The organism is Clostridiaceae bacterium (genome assembly GCA_012840395.1).
GTDB lineage: Bacteria > Bacillota > Clostridia > Acetivibrionales > DULL01 > DULL01.
Genome location: DULL01000078.1, coordinates 1 through 19,262, shown reverse-complemented (window position 1 = coordinate 19,262; position 19,262 = coordinate 1). Strand labels below are relative to the sequence as shown.

The 19,262-nt window shown below is 33.9% G+C and carries 16 protein-coding genes; 6 read left to right on the top strand and 10 right to left on the bottom strand.

All coding sequences use genetic code 11. The features are described from left to right. Positions 1-109: 109 nt before the first annotated feature. The 8 genes from rlmH to GXX20_09195 form a co-directional block, all read right to left on the bottom strand. The gene (rlmH, locus tag GXX20_09230) at positions 110-589 is read right to left on the bottom strand and encodes a 23S rRNA (pseudouridine(1915)-N(3))-methyltransferase RlmH (GenBank protein ID HHW31836.1); all 480 of its coding nucleotides are present in this window, start codon (positions 587-589) and stop codon (positions 110-112) included. Positions 590-596: 7 nt separating this feature from the next. Further along, positions 597-1,388 carry an MBL fold metallo-hydrolase gene (locus tag GXX20_09225; GenBank protein ID HHW31835.1) on the bottom strand — a complete coding sequence of 264 codons (792 nt, stop codon included), beginning with the start codon at positions 1,386-1,388 and terminating at the stop codon, positions 597-599. Between the two features lie 18 nt (positions 1,389-1,406). After that, complete coding sequence (locus GXX20_09220; GenBank protein ID HHW31834.1) at positions 1,407-2,666, bottom strand: UDP-N-acetylglucosamine 1-carboxyvinyltransferase; 1,260 nt, start codon at positions 2,664-2,666, stop codon at positions 1,407-1,409. A 91-nt stretch (positions 2,667-2,757) separates the two neighbouring features. Beyond that, positions 2,758-3,597, bottom strand: a complete 840-nt coding sequence (locus tag GXX20_09215) for a hypothetical protein (GenBank protein ID HHW31833.1) — start codon at positions 3,595-3,597, stop codon at positions 2,758-2,760. 2 nt (positions 3,598-3,599) lie between these two features. Next, on the bottom strand, positions 3,600-5,045 hold the full coding sequence (locus GXX20_09210; protein ID HHW31832.1) for a hypothetical protein: 1,446 nt from the start codon (positions 5,043-5,045) through the stop codon (positions 3,600-3,602). Positions 5,046-5,090: 45 nt separating this feature from the next. After that, entirely contained in the window at positions 5,091-5,657 is a 567-nt protein-coding gene (locus tag GXX20_09205) for a hypothetical protein (GenBank protein HHW31831.1), read from the bottom strand. A 117-nt stretch (positions 5,658-5,774) separates the two neighbouring features. Beyond that, positions 5,775-7,604 (bottom strand): cell wall metabolism sensor histidine kinase WalK, encoded by a 1,830-nt coding sequence (locus tag GXX20_09200; protein HHW31830.1) that lies wholly within the window; start codon positions 7,602-7,604, stop codon positions 5,775-5,777. Then, complete coding sequence (locus GXX20_09195) at positions 7,598-8,296, bottom strand: response regulator transcription factor (GenBank protein HHW31829.1); 699 nt, start codon at positions 8,294-8,296, stop codon at positions 7,598-7,600. Before GXX20_09195 ends, GXX20_09200 begins: the two co-directional genes overlap by 7 nt. 185 nt (positions 8,297-8,481) lie before the next feature. On the opposite strand from GXX20_09195, the gene GXX20_09190 reads away from it, so the two are divergent. Then, positions 8,482-8,661, top strand: coding sequence for a Spo0E family sporulation regulatory protein-aspartic acid phosphatase (locus tag GXX20_09190; protein ID HHW31828.1), 180 nt, complete (start codon positions 8,482-8,484; stop codon positions 8,659-8,661). 86 nt (positions 8,662-8,747) lie between these two features. On the opposite strand, the gene GXX20_09185 is transcribed toward GXX20_09190, so the two are convergent. Both GXX20_09185 and vanZ read right to left on the bottom strand, forming a co-directional pair. After that, the gene (locus GXX20_09185) at positions 8,748-11,096 is read right to left on the bottom strand and encodes a hypothetical protein (GenBank protein HHW31827.1); all 2,349 of its coding nucleotides are present in this window, start codon (positions 11,094-11,096) and stop codon (positions 8,748-8,750) included. A 161-nt stretch (positions 11,097-11,257) separates the two neighbouring features. After that, positions 11,258-11,758 carry a VanZ family protein gene (gene vanZ / locus GXX20_09180; GenBank protein ID HHW31826.1) on the bottom strand — a complete coding sequence of 167 codons (501 nt, stop codon included), beginning with the start codon at positions 11,756-11,758 and terminating at the stop codon, positions 11,258-11,260. A 265-nt stretch (positions 11,759-12,023) separates the two neighbouring features. Here vanZ and GXX20_09175 point away from each other — a divergent pair, with 265 nt between their 5' ends. The 5 genes from GXX20_09175 to GXX20_09155 all read left to right on the top strand — a co-directional run bounded on the left by GXX20_09175 (position 12,024) and on the right by GXX20_09155 (position 18,848). Continuing rightward, positions 12,024-12,695 (top strand): lipopolysaccharide biosynthesis protein, encoded by a 672-nt coding sequence (locus GXX20_09175; GenBank protein ID HHW31825.1) that lies wholly within the window; start codon positions 12,024-12,026, stop codon positions 12,693-12,695. 32 nt (positions 12,696-12,727) lie between these two features. Beyond that, positions 12,728-13,495: a CpsD/CapB family tyrosine-protein kinase gene (locus GXX20_09170; GenBank protein HHW31824.1), complete on the top strand. Its 768-nt coding sequence runs from the start codon at positions 12,728-12,730 to the stop codon at positions 13,493-13,495. A 2-nt stretch (positions 13,496-13,497) separates the two neighbouring features. Continuing rightward, the gene (locus tag GXX20_09165; protein ID HHW31823.1) at positions 13,498-14,379 is read left to right on the top strand and encodes a capsular biosynthesis protein CpsB; all 882 of its coding nucleotides are present in this window, start codon (positions 13,498-13,500) and stop codon (positions 14,377-14,379) included. Positions 14,380-14,645: 266 nt separating this feature from the next. Next, positions 14,646-16,811 (top strand): S-layer homology domain-containing protein, encoded by a 2,166-nt coding sequence (locus tag GXX20_09160; protein ID HHW31822.1) that lies wholly within the window; start codon positions 14,646-14,648, stop codon positions 16,809-16,811. Positions 16,812-17,000: 189 nt separating this feature from the next. Then, the gene (locus GXX20_09155) at positions 17,001-18,848 is read left to right on the top strand and encodes a polysaccharide biosynthesis protein (GenBank protein HHW31821.1); all 1,848 of its coding nucleotides are present in this window, start codon (positions 17,001-17,003) and stop codon (positions 18,846-18,848) included. The last annotated feature ends 414 nt before the right edge of the window (positions 18,849-19,262 follow it).

Below are 19,262 nucleotides of genomic sequence, written 5' to 3'. Positions count from 1 at the left end.
GATAGCGGACTCACATTATTCACCTGCCTGTTATACATATTACACCAATATTATATCACAAACCCATCTGAATGTTATACTATGTTATGAGGATAATACTGCCTTTCTCTCACTTATGGTAGGTCTCACCTGCATTTATCTTAAATGCCCGGTATATTTGTTCCAAAAGAATTATTCTCATTAATTGATGAGGAAAAGTCATTTTTGAAAAAGATAAACGAAAATCTGATCTCTCCAACACTTCCTGGCTTAGGCCAATAGAACCGCCGATAATTATCGCAATGCTGCTATTACCGTATAGTGCCAGATCTTGTATTTTTTCAGCCAGTTCTTCAGATGAAAGCTGCTTTCCTTTAATATCTAGAGAAATTACATAATTTCTTTCAGAAATTGCATTAATAATTCTTTGCCCTTCCTTTTGGCGAACATTATCTTCTTCTGCTTTTGAGGGGTTATCCGATATTTTCTCTTCAGGAATTTCAACTATTTCAATTTTGCAGTAAGCGGACAACCTTTTCAAATATTCATTAACCGCCTCTTTTAGGTACTTTTCTTTTAATTTTCCTACGGCAATTATTTTGATTTGCATGGCAATACTAAAGTTCAACCACCCTGCTTATACAATCCCTGGTGGCTACCTCCAATGTGACATCTTTTCCTACTTCTATTTTGTTTTCGCAAAGGACATTATATACTGTCTGATAAGCTAATTCAGGAAAATTATTTTCCCGGCTTAAATGTCCCAGGAAAAACTTGCTTGAGCCTTTCTTTGCCAGATTGCATACAACTTTTCCCGCTTTATCATTTGACAGATGTCCCATTCCTCCAGAAATTCTTTTCTTAAGAGGCCAGGGATAGGGACCTGTTCTTAACATTTCTACATCATGGTTGGACTCCAGAAGAATTAATTCACTGCCCTCGAGATTCTCAATAAGCTCAGGGTTGATATGCCCTATATCTGTGGCAACGGTTATTTTTTTGTTTTCAGCAAAAAAATTGAAACCAACCGGTTCTGCCGCATCATGAGGAATTGGGAAGCTTTTCACGGTCAGCGAGCCTATATCCAAAATAGTGCCGGTGTTAAAAACTTTAATATTTTCTAAGGCTACAGGCCCTATAAGATTCTTCATTACCTCCCAGGTACCTCCATTAGCATATATAGGTATATTATATCTTCTTGATAGTATTCCTGCTCCTTTAACATGGTCAACATGATCATGTGTTATAAGAATTGCGCAGAGCTCTTCGGGAGACTCATCTATCAAAGAAAGGGCTTTTGTAATTTTGATTCCGCTCAATCCTGCATCTATTAAAATTTTTGTTTTGCCTACACCTATAAATAAAGAATTTCCACTGCTTCCACTATATAAGCTACAAAACTTTATCATTATGACCTCATTTTCTAATTATTTGGTAATTCTTTTAATATCTGCACCTAATCCACTAAGTTTTCCTTCTATATTTTCATATCCTCTGTCTATGTACTTTACATTATATATTTCAGTAGTACCTGAAGCAACCAATCCCGCTATAATCAGCGCAGCACCAGCTCTTAAATCATTAGCCTTCACCGGTGCTCCCGACAGCCTATTACCTCCATCAATAAAAGCAACTCTGCCCTCTACTTTTATATTTGCTCCCATTCTTTTTAATTCTTCTATGTACTGAAAACGAGAATCCCATACTCCTTCTGTTATTGTACTTATGCCCTTGGCAAGGCACAAAGGAACGGCTATGAGAGGATGCAAATCGGTAGGGAAACCCGGATAGGGCAGTGTTTTAATATTCGCTCTTTGAATTTTTTTAGTTCCTTTAACCTTAATCCAATCTCCATTTTCCGTTACTTCTATATTCATTTCACTAAGTTTTGCGCTTAGAGATTCCATATGTTTAGGAATAACATTTCTTACAACAACTTCTCCTCCTGTTGCAGCTGCAGCTATCATATATGTACCTGCTTCAATTTGATCAGGAATAATAGAATAAGTAGCTCCTCCTTTTAAAGACTTAACCCCTCTGATTTTTATTACATCAGTCCCCGCTCCTCTGATATCTGCTCCCATAGTGTTCAGAAAGTTTGCTGTATCAACCACATGAGGCTCCTTAGCTGCATTTTCGATTATAGTAGTACCCTCTGCCAGAACAGCTGCCATCATAAGATTAATTGTAGCTCCAACGCTGACAATATCAAGATATATTGAAGTTCCAACCAGCTTTTCAGCAGAAGCCCTGATAATTCCGCCTTCCATCTCAATTTTTGCGCCTAGGGCTTCAAACCCTTTGATGTGCTGGTCTATCGGCCTAAAACCGAAATCACAGCCACCAGGAGATGATACTTCTACTTTCCCTATCCTTCCAAGAAGGGCACCTAACAAATAATAAGAAGCTCTAAGGCTTTTTACCATTTCATAAGAAGCTCTATAGGAATGTAATTCTCTTGAATCTATAATAATTGTATTCTTATCTTCAAATTCAACCTTGGCACCAAGCTGGGTAATAATATCTTCAAGAAGCCTGACATCCGTTATATCAGGTACATTTTCAATCCTACACCAACCATCTATTAGCAGCGCAGCAGGCACAATAGCTACTGCAGCATTCTTTGCTCCACTAATAAATACTTCTCCATATAAAGGTTTCTGTCCGTTAATAACAAACACTTCCAAAATAGTTGCACCTGCCTTTTATCTTTTGCGTGAGTATAAATCAACATTAACATTATAACATGTTATACAAAAAAGTAATACGATAATTTTTTCACATTACAGGTTCTCCATCTGAAGCTTTAAAATAAAAACAATCTCCTTCCTCGGTAATAACTCTCCAGGAAGGTCCCTCAGAAGACTTCTGAACTTCTTGTCCCGGCTGAAAAAAGCCCTTAAAGCCAATATCAATGTCAGTAATTGTAACATTGTTAATTTTATCAGCGTTTTTTACAAGTACTTGATAAGCTGACATTGCAGATACTTCTGAATCAGGTGAGAACCCTTTAATTTTTTTATACCCAAATATTAATTTTTTAATACCTGATCCGGACAGGTTAACTATTGCGTAATTATCAAATATATAAAAATCCTTATACTTTTCAATAAGCAGCAAAGTATAATCTCCTTCAGGACTAATTGAATAGTTGTCCAGTTCATAGTTATCCACCTGGATATTCAGGTTTTTCAGAAAATCCCGGGCATATTCTTCCGCTTGCGCAATGTCCATATTGCCATAATTCTCTGAAGGCTCCTCATTATAATACTCCAAAGTATTATCATAGCCTATAACTATTTTTTTCTTCCCGGAAACAAGCACCTTGCCTGCTATGTCCTCATCAGGAATTTTCATGACATTTCCCAGAAGAATTTCGGCAATGGCAGCCATATCAGGACTTCCGTTTTCAAATATAATATAGGGTATATTTTTATTATAGACAGGTACGGTACAATTAATAATTACATTCCTGTTTTCAAGAATTTTTTTTATAGAATTCAGAGTTTCCTTAGATTCGCCTGCATCAATCTTATAAAACCCTATAATTAGAAGTAAGACAAAGTTTAATATTAATAAAACAATTATTAAAATATTCTTTGCTTTTGGCCAATCCATAGTTAACTACCTTTTTCCTTTTTTATCATTTGCACAGCATATATATTTCCATCTCTGTCTTCTATAATCCAGTGGGGCAATATTGTACTACTCCTGCTATCATTCATATAATATGAAACATACATATCCCTTATCGAAACTTCATTTAATTTAAGCTTGCTTTTTTCAAGAAGACTAATAGTATTCATATTATAGCTATTCTCTTCTTTTAATTTAAAGAAGTCCATTAATATCCAGCGGCACCCAATAACTTTATTTCTGCTGACTTCCATAATTACTGCATTCTTTTGCTGATAATTCCGTATTGTAATATTATCTCCAAAGGTTACCGGAATATCTTCAACTAAATAATCGAATGTAAAGACATAGTGGTCCTGATTTTCCAGTATTCCCGATAAAAACAGCCTGTTATCAGAACTGCAAAGGGCCAGGATTCTTTTTAGAAAACGGGAAGCTGAAATAAAAGCCGAACTAATACTACCTTTCTCAAGACCTTGTGTGCCTGGAATATATCTGAATTCAAAAAATCCATCATTATATATCCTGAATATACTGTCCAGATTTTTAAATAGAATTGTTCCGTTACTGTCAATAGAATGGTCAAAACTATCTTTTTCATTGCCCAGTACTATTTTTGCCAGCCCGTCCAATTTGCTAAGTTTATCCTGTTCGTTTTTTCCGATTTTTCCGGGTACACTCCAGTTAATATTATTATATTCTCTATATACTGAACTATATGTAAATAAAACATCCGGACTTATTGAGTAGTTGAATCTTTCAGTATTAACAAGTTCAGCAAATACTTTATACTCAGAATTATTATCCTTGGATTGTTCAAGTTTTGTAATGAGCTTTTCAAAGCCTCCGTCCTCCAGGTCATCCTCCTGTCTACCGGTGGTATACTTGTATATTCCTTTACCGTCCATCACATATACCGTAGTAGAATTCATTCCTATATATCCGCCTGGAACAACCATCATTTTATATAATCCGGGAGAATCTTCAGAATTAATGTTCTCAAGATCCAGAAGACTTTTTAATAAAGTGTTTGGAATATTTATTTTAAATTCTATGCTATAACCTCTTTTAGTTATACACTCTCCCCATTTTTCAAGGGGGATAAATTCCTGATATTTTTTAGAAGAGAGAGCTTCTGTTAGGTGATGTTTTGCATTTTGCCACAACTGTTCAAAATACTTGTCATTAGTTCCTATTATCCAATGAGATTCCCAACCATTTGAAACAATAATTCTATAGGGAACAAAAAATTCTTCTATGGCAGCCTTTTCATCTGCAGCTGTATAATCTGTGCCGTCACTGCTAAAGAAGCTCATTAAAAAACTGATAGGAAACCCATGGTTCTGGTAGTTCCACAGGATTCCTAACTGAATTAAGCAGATAATTATCAATATTACAAGTATGTAAGTCTTCGCTGTTTCACTTTTCATTCATCATTTTCCTTGTCCCAACAAGCTTTCTGCAGCTTAAGTTTTTCAGTTTGCCAGGCCAGGGAGAATTCCTTGAAAAAATTCACTGATCTTAAGAGTTCCATTTAAAATCTTCTGACGTATACCTTCTTTTAATACTGTCACTGTAAAAGTATTAATCTGTAGATTTTCTCCTGCCTGCCACTTATCCGCTGAATTATCATATACAACTATCTTTATTTTATTAGCTCCTTCCTTAAGCATTACTTCTTTGGTAAACATACCAAAACTTCCTACAGCCCAACTGCTTTCTCCATCAATATTCTCTAACAATTCATACTCTTCTGTATTTTCATTATACACAAGAAGTACTACTACAAGATTTTCAGGTATTTTACCCTCATTGGCAACACCACATATTACATAGGATTTTCTATGAGTTATTTCATCGCCATCAGGCCTGGTAATTGTAACAAGGAATTGTTCTGTTTCTTCTGAATCTTTCTCAGTAACTATGCTGAGAATTTCCTCGTTAAGAGAATCCGCATTTTCCTCTTCAGGATTTGCAAATACTGGCATACATACTGTTAATGCCAGACAAACTATAAGGAAAAATATAATTTTTTTATACACACATATCCCCTCAAACTATAAAATTACTCGTCATGGCTATTTCATTAAATCAATATTTTTACAAAATTTTTCATCTTTATTATATCTAATCTTTGTTACAAAACAATTACATGGCATTTAAGATTGAATTACACCCTCGTTAAAAATATCATTATCCTTGTTTCTAATAGGTAGTTTTACCATTACTTCAGTACCTTTTCCCAACTGGCTTTCTATAGTTATTTGCCCTGAATGAGCTTCAACAATCTCCTTTGCAATAGACAAGCCCAGTCCCGTTCCGCCCATTTCTCTTGAACGGGCTTTATCTACCCGATAAAATCTCTCGAATATTCTTGGTATATCCTCTTCGGGTATACCAATACCTGTATCAACAATTTTTATAAATACTTCCTCTGGCAATACACCTAAATCTACTACTATTTTCCCACCCGCAGGTGTATATTTTATTGCATTACTTAACAAGTTAACAATGACCTGTTCAATTCTGTCCCTGTCTGCATGTACTACAGGAATCTCACTTCCAGCATGGTATTCCAGTATTTGGTTTTTCCCATCTGCCTCTATCCTCATTTTTTCAACACAGTTCTTTACAATTTCGGTCAAATAAATTTTTTGTATGTTAAGCTTAGCTTGATTATTATCATGGCTGGAAAGCTGAAGCAAGTCTTTAACCAGCCTCGTCATCCTGTCTGCTTCAGTATTAATGACTGAAAGGAATTTTCTTGACATGACAGGATCCTCCAGTGCTCCATCCAGCAAGGTCTCTGAGTAGCTTTTTATGGATGTCAGCGGAGTCCTTAATTCATGAGATACATTTGCCACAAATTCTCTTCTCATCTTTTCCAGTTTCATTTGTCTGGTTACATCCTGCACAACAGCAATTATTCCTCCAGGCTCTCCGTCTTTTTCTTCAAATACTGCAAAATAGATTCTTGCCGCTCTGTCACCTATTTCTATATCAAATTCTTTACCGTTTATGGTTTTCTGTTGCATTATATCTTCAATAGTAAAATCTAGGCCTAATCTCCTTGTATAATCATTAAAGCTTTCCTCAAAATTTTCCTCTCCCACCATTTCAATAAACGCAGGATTTGTGTGTATAACTTCACCTTTCTTGTTGAATGCAACAACACCGTCAGTCATATAATTCAATATCGTTTCAATTTTGTTTTTTTCACTGGAAATCTCAGCTAAGGTATCTCTTAAATTTTTTGACATATAGTTGAAAGCTTCAGTAAGTTTTCCTATTTCATCATCGGACTTCACTTCCAGAACCTGACTAAAATCACCACGGGCAATACTTTCTGCCTTATGCATTAACCTGACAATAGGAACTGTTATAGTTTTTGAAAGAAGATATCCAAGTATTATCGCAAATGTCAGCGCAAATAACAAGCTACTAAATATAATCCTGTTAAACACATTAATTGTTCTTTGCCATTCATCTTTATAAAACCTGATATATAACACATAGTCACCTATTGGTTTTGCATAATCAAAAAAATCCCTGTTGTCATATCTTACCAGCCTGTTATTATCACCGTCTCCCGTACCTGCCAACCCTTTTAGAAAATTCTCAGACTGAAGCAGGCCGTTAAGGAACTTACCATTGCTCATTTCATCATATGAGGGGTCTGAGGAAAAATAGATAGTATTATCTTTCCTTCCAACAATAGTATAACTTCTATTTTCACCCATTATATAAAACACGTTAGGGTTATTTCTTATACCATTTTGAATTTCCATAAGGCTTGGATTGCTGCTTGTTACATCCCAGCCTTTAAAAACTCTCTGAATATCCTGGATAAATATATCGTAATAGGTATATTCTACACTTTTGTTTAATAAAAAACTTATAGGTATTATTAAACAAAAAGTCACTATACAAAAAAAAGCTACAAGTCTCCACTGAAGACTCTTTAAAAACATCCTATGCTCCCCTAACATGACTTCCTGAAATAGTAACCTACTCCTCTTTTTGTGAGGATATATTCACAGTTTGAAGTATCCTTCTCCAATTTTTCCCTTATCCTTCTAATAGTAACATCTACAGTACGAACATCACCATAATATTCATAACCCCAAACTTTTTCAAGGAGACTCTCTCGGGTAAAAATTTGGCCATTGTGCATAGCCAGGAACTTCACCAATTCGAATTCTCTTAGTGTAAGATCTATAACTTCACCATCCCGTCTCACTTCATACCTGTCAATATCTATTGCAAGATCACCAAAATTTAGGACATTTGCCGTATCATTATTTGAGGAATTTTCAAAAACCGTTCTTCTCAAATTTGCCTTAATTCTTGCTATTAACTCTCTTGTACTAAATGGCTTGGTTATATAATCATCAGCTCCTAATTCAAGGCCGAGAACTTTATCAACTTCTTCTTCTTTTGCTGTAAGCATTATTATTGGGGTGGAAATCGACTGCCTTAATTTACGGCATACGGTAAAACCGTCATATTTTGGCAGCATCACGTCAAGAATAATCAGATCAGGCTTGTTATTTAGCGCCATGTTTATGGCTTGTTCCCCATCGTAGGCTTCTATAGTTTCAAAACCTTCTTTTTTTAAATTGTACTTTAATATATCTACAATATTTTTTTCATCGTCTACAATGAGAATTTTTTTATCCACTAAATATTCCCCCTTCATGAATACAATTATATCATTTTTGCAAGAAAAAAAAATAGTCTATTGTAGAAATCACCTATGGCAAAAAAAGGATATAACTAAATACTTAATCCTAATTGATTAAATTCTAAACTATGATATTATAATAATAGGATTATATGTAAAAACTTGGTGAGGAGTGGATTTTTTTGCAGAGCATGCTGGAAGCAATTTTGTCGAAAATGCATGACAGATTGGATCAGCTTATAGTATACCATAATTATGATTTACAGCATAGCGAAATTCAGGAATATAGCAAAAAGCTAGATGAAATAATCCTCCTTTATACCAAAAATACCAAGGTACAAAAGGAGGATACTTCAAATTAGGTACATACCTGTATTATTATGGTTATTCAATTTTCTTTTATTGTTATATCAATCCTTATATCATAATTTGTTATTTTAAATTCACATCATCTTTTTCCCATTCTTACTGTTACAGCGCTATTTTGTTCGGTTCTCAAATTTGTTACAGTTCCTGAATAATCCTTAAGCTCCAGTGCACTAATTTTATAACTTGTTTCAAAATCCAGGGAATCAAATTTTAATACCATTGTTTTTGAGTCTATATATATTATGCTTATAGGTACTTTCTTTACTACATTAAGGCCATTGGTGTACTGAAGTAAGTAATTACTTGGATTGATATTGGGCATTTCCTGTACTATGTCTTTATTAAAAGTAATTTTAATCGCATCTCCTGAAATAATTATTGCATCTGTGATATTTGGTTTGACAGGCTGGGTGTTTGTGCCTGCGAAGCCAAATTCACTAGCTGAAAATACATTATTACCCAAATAGTCTTGCAAAGTATTAAGTATTTTTACTTTATATATTTTTCCTGCTTCCAGTTTCTTATCTTCTGAAAGAAACAGTTTTACTTCATAAGGTTTGTTTATTTCATCATAGTAAACTTTGGCAGGGTTGCCTACAAAGGTCGTACCAGGTGAAGAATATAGCTGATAGTTAGTAACATTTACTGCTGAAGCAGCATCCAGCATTTTATTAAACTGAACAACCACTGTAGAATTGTCAACCGCATAGGCATTAGTAATGGAAATATATGTTACCTGGGGATAGGCAGCTGTAAAAGTATATTCCTTTTCAATTATAGAATATTGCCTGCTTATGTCATTTATATTATTTATCATAATCTTATAGTTCTTTCCATTAATTAAAGGAGTCTGCATGCCTATGGCAATACTTTTATTACTTCCTCCATATGCTACTGCTTTCGACTTTTTAATCGGATAGGGTATGTCATTTTCATCAGTTACATAGAAATTATATATTTGTTTTGCAAGTACAGGATTAATTTCTTTGTTAAAATCCAGCTGTATTGTACTGCTATCAACCGTTGAAATTTTTATCACTCTAAGCTCTTCATCATTTGCCGTATCTACAGGATCAATAGCTACTCCTCTGAATTTTATGCTATCCCCTTCGCCTTCATTTAATTTACATCCATATGCACTAATTAAATTGCCGCTTACTTGAAGAATATAATTAACTTCTCCTGAAAATTCTCTGGCATTTAGATATATAGTAATATATTCTCCAGTATCCGAAGCTTTTACTGTCAAAGTCTGAGAATTACCTTGAACAAATAACTGGTTTCCCTCAAATAATACATAATAGGAACTATCTTCGCTGTTTATATTAACCGGATGGGTAAAATAAACCTGAATAGCATTTTTACTGATTGGTTTGACTTTACTGATCCTAAAGAAATCAGATTTCAACTCTGGGTTTTCATATCCTGTAAACTCTCCAATCAGATTAATTTGTTTTTTATTGTTTTTATATATTGCATTTCTAATTTCAATTGTGTAATCTTCAAGCGATTCCTGGTCTGAAGTATTAATCACCAGGCTCTGCTCGCTTTGAGCCTGAATTTCAACATCCAGTTTATTTGTAAAATCATGAGTCTTATATATCGTAATCTGCTCAGCTTTTATTGTTTCTATATCTTTACTCAGTCTAAGAACAAGGCGGTTTTGATCAATAACAAATATTTGTTCTATTACATCAGCTTCCTCAATTATATCTTCTCCAGGAGAAATGTTCCCTATCTTACCTATATTTAAGGACTCAACCAACTCAAGGCTTACCACATTCTGCTTTACCAGTCCGCCAAGAAGAGTTTCCTTATTTGTGCCATATTCAATAGTAAGAGCCCTGAACATAACATCTACAACCTGTCCCCTGGTGTACTGAAAGTTGTCCGCTGTCTTGGTCAAATATGTACTGTCTTCTACAAGGCCCACTTGATAAGCTTTTCTATATACTTCCTCCCATGTGAAATCAATTCCGTACTCAAAACCAAGAGAACCTAAAATTAATTTAAGAAAAGCCTTTTCGCTAATAGCGGCATTGGGATTAAAATTACCATATTCATCACCACTTATAATTCCATTTCTGGTGCAATAGCCAACATAAGGCGCATACCATTCCGTACTTATCACATCAGGGAATCGAGTTACCCAGTAATCCTCTTTGTTTTCAAGTACATAGGTTTCCTTACCTAATAACCTTACAATAAAAGCAGCAGCCTCACACCTAAGAAGGCTGTCAGCCAGTTTATAGTCTCCATTATCTCCTCTCAGAATGGTTAGCTTGTTCAATACATTAGCTTTTTCAAGGGTTGATATTGTCTTGCCCGTTTCTGCTTGTGCCTGCAGAGGCACGAATATTCCTGAAGAAAGTATGTACACAACACAAAGAAGTATTGTTAAAGTATTAGAATAAAATTTTTTCTTCATTTTTAGCCCCCTTTTCATTTGTAAATCATTATCGTTATATTGAAATAATCTTTTTAATCTTTTTTTTACCAGTAAATCTTTGCTAAATCTATTATAACAAGAAACAGACCTATTCAACAGTATTTATTTATTTTAGACTACAAATTTCAACTTTTTGTTCTTTAATTAGACTTTTTTCTTGTAAAAATTATATGTTTTATTGAATTGACAAGCAGGATTGCAGCAACAGAAGAAATAGAATCCAGTAAAACATCTGAAACTGAAGGTCCTCTTCCTGATACAAAAATCTGATGAAATTCATCGGAAATAGCATATAATATGCATACGATACTTGCTACGGCTGTTGATCTTTTAATCTTCAGTCTTTTTACTAGCAAATTTACCAGCACGCCCAGTATAAAAAACTCTACAGCATGTCCCGCTTTCCTGACAATATTGCTGCCCGTTATTAATTGTTTAAGTGGTTGGGGTATATTTCCTAGGAAAATAATATTAAGTAATTTTAAAATAAATTCAGTAACTACACCACTTATTTGAGAAGATTCATTTGCCGGTTGGGAAGAAAAATAATATATTACACCCATCCAAATAATATTTGTAATTATAAGTAGCAATGTTTTGTTATCAAATCTCTTTGACAATTTTTCACAGAATTTGTTCATTATCAGCCTCATATTGCTAATGAAGTAATTATAGATGAGATTATACCATATATCAAAATTATTGACAGTATCTTCAGCAGTGGTATAATTACATTAGCTAATTGAAAATATGTTTATTTTTTATCATAAATTTAGATTTTATTCTAGATTTTATTATTTTTGATTTTGTTATTTTAGATAATTATCAATTTTTCGTAAGGTTTAGCCAGTTTTAAGAGAGATGCTAATGTTAATAACTAAGAAAGAGGTATGTCAGTAAAAAGAAATGGATACTTTAGACCTTAAATCAATTTATCAAATTATTTTAAAAAGATGGTTTATTTTGGTAGCTATTACATTATTGTGCACCATTATTTCTACCGTTATAAGTTTTTTCTTTTTAACACCAATTTATCAATCTGAAACAACCCTTTATATAGGTAAAAATTTAGAATCTTCCGGTGAACTGGTATATAATGACCTGTTACTTGGAAATCAGTTGGTCAAAGATTACAGAGAACTGGTAAAAAGCAGAAGAATTGCAAATATTGTATTAGAAGAACTTGGCTTGGAAGATCTTACTGCAACCAAACTTTCCTCTAAACTAGAGGTTAACCTAAAGAATGAAACACGTGTATTTCAGATAAGCGCCCAGGATGAGGACCCTGTACTTGCAGCTAAAATAGCAAACAAAGTGGCAGAAGTATTTCAAAAAGAAGTCGTTGAAATAATGAAAGTTGAAAATGTGCAAATAATTGATGAAGCAGAAATACCTGTTTCTCCAATCAAGCCCAATAAAAAAATAAATATTGCAATTGCATTTGTAGTAGGACTTATGCTTGGTACAGGGGTAGTTTTTCTCATTGAGTATTTGGATAATACAATAAAAACTCCTGAAGATATTAAAAAATATCTTGATATTCCGATAATAGGTACGATACCACTATTTACTGAATAATTATGAAAGGGGACTAGCATTTGACTGAATATATTCCTCTGGAGACTTACGTTAACCCAAAATCTCCGATATCAGAAGCATATAGAGTATTAAGAACAAATATACAATATTCCAGTTTCGATACTCCGCTTAAATCAGTAGTCATAACCAGTTCAATACCTGGGGAAGGCAAAACTACTACAGTATCCAACTTAGCTATTACTTTTGCTCAACTAGGAAGCAAGGTATTATTAATAGATGCGGATTTACGGAAACCTAAGATCCATAAGATTTTTAGTATTGAAAATCATTGTGGTCTTACTAATATTTTGGTCAATCGAGATGACTATAAAAAATACATTAATAAATCTGCAATTGAAAATCTTGATATAATAACTTGTGGTGTAATACCACCTAATCCCTCTGAACTACTTACATCTAATGCAATGAGATCTTTTATACAAAAAACAAAAGAAGATTATGATATTGTTTTTCTTGATTCGCCTCCAATAGGTACAGTTACTGATGCCGCCATAATATCAACAATTGTAGATGGTACTATTCTTGTAGCTGCTTCTGGCGTGGTGGATTCAGTGACTTTACTTGAAGCAAAGGAACAATTGGATAAGGTAAATGCTAATATTATAGGAGTTGTTTTGAATAAAGTAGATAAAAACTCACAAGGAAAATACTATTATTATCAATATTATTATTATGGAGATTCTGATGATTCCCAGCCCCATCAGAAAATAAAAAGAAAAAAAAGAAAAAGAATAAAGAATACTTCTTTCTTTTCAAGAATATTTAAAAAAGGAAATTAAAAATGCAAGACAACTTTTTTAGAGTAAAAAATTCTCTAAATAAAGATGTAAAAAATGATATAGATATTGATATAAATAAAATTGAATTTGTAGATTTACATAACCATATACTTCCATATGTCGATGATGGTTCAGATAGCGAGAACACATCCATTGATATGCTTAAAATTGCATATGATGATGGAGTCAGGCATATTATTGCAACTCCACACTATATACCTGGAGAATTAGAAAACATATCAGGAATCGTTAAATCCAGATTGTTAAGCATTATTGAAAAATGTAAAAATATTGACTTAAAGGTAAATATTTATCCTGGTAACGAAATTTTCATATCTCCTGATATTCCGGACTTAATTGAAAATGGGAGCATTTGTACCCTGAACAATTCTTCCTATGTATTGATTGAACTGCCTTTAATGAGTATACCTCCTTATACTCAAGAGGTTTTATATAAACTCCAGTTAAAGGGTTACAAACCTATAATCGCTCATCCTGAGAGGAACAGTGAAGTCATCACAGATCCAAATGTATTGTATGACTTTGTTAAAAGAGGTATACTTGTGCAATCCAATTCTAACAGTTTTTTGGGGCTATATGGCAAAAATGTAAAAGAAACTGCTTTTAAACTACTTAATCATTCTATGGTCCACTTTGTATCCTCTGACGCCCATGGGATAAAGAGACGGTCACCGAAACTGTATAGTGCTTTTAAATTGGTAGCCGAGTCATTGGATCCGGAAACCGGCTTGGATTTATTCTCCAAAAACGGGATGGCCGTCATTAACAACCTTGATATTAAAACTTCTGAGCCAGAAGAAATAAAGAATAAAAAAAGTTTTATTTTATCTACATTGATGAAATTGGTAAATATACATTTGTAATGAAGTATTTCCTGTAATTTTACATAATTGAGTTTGTTTTACTCTTCATTTTTACATACAAAAATTGTATTTTAGTTCTCGGAGGCCTATTTTTCAACATATTACGCAAATAAAAACAACCCGTTTATATTGACTTATACCAAAAAATAGAATAGAATTAAAATGTGTCATAGTTAAACAAATTTACACAGTTATTTTACTTTATAGTAAGATATCTTTCTTTTTCATTATGACAGAATAATTTATATTTAGGGGTGATTTAATAAATGAGAATTAGTAAAGCAAAAAAACTTGTTGCAACATGCATTATGCTTGCTGTATTACTGAGTCTTGCTCTGCCTTCATTTGCCTCACTAAATGATGTTTCTGGCCACTGGGCTGAGTCAGAAATTAATAAGTGGACAGAAAAAGGTATCATTAAAGGCTATGACGACAGTACATTCAAACCTGATAATACTATTAACAGAGCTGAATTTACTGCCTTAATCGCCAGAATTTTTAATTATATTAAGCTATCTGATAAAATGTTTTCTGACGTAGACGACAATGCCTGGTTTGCTGAAACAGTTTCAAAATCCATAGCAGCCGGAATTATCATAGGTGATGATACAGGACTTTTCCGCCCCTATGATCCAATAACAAGGCAGGAAGCTGCTGTAATATTATATAGAGCCTTTGATCTTAAAGTAGAAAATAAAAATGCAGCAGATAAATTTGCAGATGCATCCAGCATTGCTTCATGGAGCAAAGACGCGGTTAGTGCACTGGTCGAAAAAGGATATATTAAAGGGCGCCCCGATAATACTTATGCCCCAGCGGATAATTTGACCAGGGCAGAAGCAGTGAAAATGATTGACGGAATAGCAGGAAACCTGAAAAATGTCGAAGGTACATATACTGGTAATATTGAAGGAAACCTTATAGTAAATACTGGTAATGTGATTCTTAAAGACATGAATATTACCGGGGATCTTTTCCTTGCTCATGGTATAGGTGATGGTGATGTAACCCTTACGAATGTAAAGGTTGATGGTAGAATCGTTGTACGCGGCGGTGGCGAGAATAGTATTATTCTTGATAATACAACCGTTGGCAGTAACTTATTGGTAATTAGAAAAGATGGTAAGGTAAGAATTGTAGTAAAAGGTTCTTCAGAAATTCCAAATGTACAAGTCAGCTCAAATTCAATTATTGTTGAAGAGGATGTTTCAGGACTGGGTGTTGGAAATGTAGAAATTATTGAACTTGAACCCGGTGAATCGATTGTACTCGATGGTGATTTTGAATCTGTAGATGTTCTTGCTCCTGGTGTAACAGTTAATGTAGACGGTGGTACAGTTGGTACAATAAACATCCTTGAATCCGCAATAGATGCAAAAATTAATGTTGCTTCTGCAACTGTCGAAGAAATAAACGTAGCAGCAAAATCTGAAGTAACTATCAGCGAAGAAGCTACATTAACAAACCTCAATGCTAATGCAAGTGTAAAAGTTTCAGGTAATGGTACAATTGAAAATGCAAATGTTAATGCAGAGAATGTAACAATAGAACAAAAGCCAAAGAATGTTACCGTAGCTGAAGGCATAAAAGCTGACATAGGCGGTGAAGTTGTTGAAGGTAAGCCTGAAGAAACAGAAACGCCTGTTCCTCCAATAATTATACCTCCAGCTCCTACAGTTACTATTAACGCAATTAAGCTAAGTTATAAATTACCTGGTGATTCTACTTGGTCATGGACAACTGAAGCTTGTACAAACGGTGGAGTAATTAATGCTTTTAAATCTCTTCATGATACAGTACAGATAAAAGATATAAGAATTGAAACAACACCTTCAACTGGAACAATGAAGCTTACCTCACTTGTTGACAGTGCAGGAGCAGGTATAATAATCCCTGACATACTTACAGTACCTCAAAATCTCCCAGAAGCAAGCATTGAGTCACTTGCTGGTCAATTCTTAAGCGGCGGCGATGGCGTAAGCCTTAAGAATCTAAGGGCAGCATTCGGTGGCAGCGTAAAAGTAACAGGTATTATAAATGCTAGTAATGGTGCTCAGCAAACAGTAACATTTACAATTAATTTGAAACCGGATCCTAGTGAAACTCCTGTAAATCAGTGGGTAAATATTACTGAAGATACCGTAAACAGAATAATATATGCGGAAATTAAAGAAGGTAAAGCAGACACCAGACTTAGAGACATCAGAGTTTATCAGATTCTCTCGCAATCAAATAATGTTCCATACAGTGTTATAATTGACGGGACTGAATATATTTGTGCTCAGGTTTCCTCCTCTGTAATAGCCGATGCCATATCCGGTGGTGAATGGGGAACAGAAACTCTGGGTTATTTAAAAGATTATTTAGCTGATAAGACTGTACAGGTTGTTCGAAGCTACGGAGATGAACCCTACACCCTGCAATTTAGATAATATTTTAATTATCTTTCACCAACATATAAATTCAGCACTGAATAAATTTACTTGTTATTAATATAAGGCCGGGAAATAGAGCTAAAGCAATACTTTATTTCCCGGTATATAATATTATTCTGAAAAAACAATATATTTAAATGTTTAAATATATTAGATATAATATAATGTAAAAAGTGAGGAATGCTAATGTACATTAAGGCACGAAAGCTATTGCTTGCAATATCTGATATGATTTTGCTTAATCTGGCGTCAATATTTGCTTTACTTTTAAGATTTGATGGTAACATTCCTGAACCTTACATTTCTTTATTTGTTTCAAACTTTATTATTATTACATTAATAAAAATTACCATTTTTTATATCTTTGGACTTTATAAAAGCCTATGGCAGTATGCAAGTATTACCGAGGCATTAAATGTATTTATGGCTTCTTTGCTTTCTAATTTTGTAGTTTATATTTTTTCATCATTATTAGACAGAGATTTTCCCTTAGTGGTTTATATAATTGACACTCTTCTTTTATTGCTATTCGTTATTGGTACACGTTTTGGTTATAGAATTCTAAGGAGAATTAATAAAACATATTTTTTTCATAAACCTGCAAAAACAAGAGTCATGATAATAGGAGCAGGAGACGCAGGAAATATGGTTATAAGGGAATTAAATAACCATCCTGAACTGGGGTTCCTCCCAGTCGTAGTTATAGATGACGATAAGAAAAAACATGGCTCTTCCATAAATGGTGTTCCAATAAAAGGTGACAGAACTAAAATTAAAGAAATCGTCCATAGTATGTCAATTGATGAAATTATTATTGCCATGCCTTCTGCGTCAAAAAAAGATATTCGTGATATTTTACATATTTGCAAGCAGACAAACTGTAAACTAAAGACCCTCCCTGGTGTTTACGAAATTATAAACGGTGTTGTTAATATCAGCAACATTAGAGAAGTAAGCATAGAAGATCTGTTAAGCAGAGACGAGGTCAAGCTTAATACCGAGGAAATTGCCGGATATCTTACTAACGAAGTTGTGCTTGTTACTGGTGGTGGAGGTTCAATAGGATCAGAATTATGCAGGCAGATTGTGAAATATAATCCAAAAACTCTACTAATTCTAGATATTTATGAAAACAATGCTTATGAACTTCAAAATGAGCTTTTATATAAATCAAAGAATACTATTGATCTGAAAGTACTTATTGGTTCAGTAAGAGACAAACAACGTCTCGAACAGATTTTTGAAAAGTATAGACCTGGTGTTGTTTTTCATGCCGCTGCTCATAAACATGTACCATTAATGGAGGATAACCCAACAGAAGCAATTAAAAATAACGTTCTAGGTACACTTTATACTGCTGAGTGCGCCGACCGTTACGGAGTAAAAAAATTTGTTCTAATATCCAGTGATAAGGCAGTTAATCCCACAAATGTAATGGGCGCTACAAAACGTATGGCTGAAATGATTATCCAGTCTTTAGACAAGAATAGCAAGACTGAATTTGCAGCCGTCAGGTTTGGAAATGTACTGGGCAGCAATGGAAGTGTCGTACCATTATTCAAAAAGCAAATCGAACAAGGCGGTCCTGTAACCGTAACTCATCCGGATGTAATCAGGTATTTCATGACCATACCTGAAGCTGCTCAGTTAGTAATACAGGCAGGAGCTATTGCGAAAGGTGGAGAGGTATTTATTCTTGATATGGGTGAACCTGTAAAGATTGTTGATTTAGCAAGAGATTTAATCAGATTATCTGGTTTTGTTCCTGATGAAGATATTAAAATCCAATTTACCGGATTAAGGCCAGGTGAGAAGCTGTACGAAGAAATGCTTATGGCAGAAGAAAACCTTCGCAAGACAAAGCATGAGAAAATATTCATCGCAAAACCATTAGACCTCAGCTTCAACGAGGTACTTCTATGCGTAAAACTACTTGAGAATAGCCTAAATGATCAATCTTCAATCAGAGAAAATATTGCAAAGGTAATTCCTACTTATTGTTATAACAATAATGACGCAGTTTCTGCTAAATAATTTTTTAAAGTTTTAAAAAAGTTGGAGTAGTTGAAAACTGCTTCAACTTTTTTATTTCTAAATAATAATAAGAGCATAGGATTTAAATGCTCAGTATAGAGTGAAATCGCTATAAATAGTCGAAAGAAAATTCAATTTGTATTCTGAGCTTAAACTTTAAGAGCATTACGTAGCTTGAGAATTTCCAGGTTTTAAAGTGGGTTAGTCATTTACAAAGAGAAGTAATCATAATTGCCCTATGAGACGAATGTTACAAGTTTTTAATGCAAATTTTTACTGAAATCAAATGTAAGCGTCAAATAGATTAGGACGAAAAACTAAAGCCTTTGCCCAGCCATTGATCAAATGCCTTAGACATTTTAACCCTGAATTCTTCTTCCGGTAACCCTCGGTCTACATAATACTCATATACAT

Bases quoted from the DNA above. Each gene is read 5' to 3' on its own strand.
- rlmH (HHW31836.1), bottom strand. From the start codon at position 589: ATGCAAATCAAAATAATTGCCGTAGGAAAATTAAAAGAAAAGTACCTA.
- GXX20_09225 (HHW31835.1), bottom strand. From the start codon at position 1,388: ATGATAAAGTTTTGTAGCTTATATAGTGGAAGCAGTGGAAATTCTTTA.
- GXX20_09215 (HHW31833.1), bottom strand. From the start codon at position 3,597: ATGGATTGGCCAAAAGCAAAGAATATTTTAATAATTGTTTTATTAATA.
- GXX20_09210 (HHW31832.1), bottom strand. From the start codon at position 5,045: ATGAAAAGTGAAACAGCGAAGACTTACATACTTGTAATATTGATAATT.
- GXX20_09200 (HHW31830.1), bottom strand. From the start codon at position 7,604: ATGTTAGGGGAGCATAGGATGTTTTTAAAGAGTCTTCAGTGGAGACTT.
- GXX20_09185 (HHW31827.1), bottom strand. From the start codon at position 11,096: ATGAAGAAAAAATTTTATTCTAATACTTTAACAATACTTCTTTGTGTT.
- vanZ (HHW31826.1), bottom strand. From the start codon at position 11,758: ATGAACAAATTCTGTGAAAAATTGTCAAAGAGATTTGATAACAAAACA.
- GXX20_09175 (HHW31825.1), top strand. From the start codon at position 12,024: ATGGATACTTTAGACCTTAAATCAATTTATCAAATTATTTTAAAAAGA.
- GXX20_09165 (HHW31823.1), top strand. From the start codon at position 13,498: ATGCAAGACAACTTTTTTAGAGTAAAAAATTCTCTAAATAAAGATGTA.
- GXX20_09160 (HHW31822.1), top strand. From the start codon at position 14,646: ATGAGAATTAGTAAAGCAAAAAAACTTGTTGCAACATGCATTATGCTT.
- GXX20_09155 (HHW31821.1), top strand. From the start codon at position 17,001: ATGTACATTAAGGCACGAAAGCTATTGCTTGCAATATCTGATATGATT.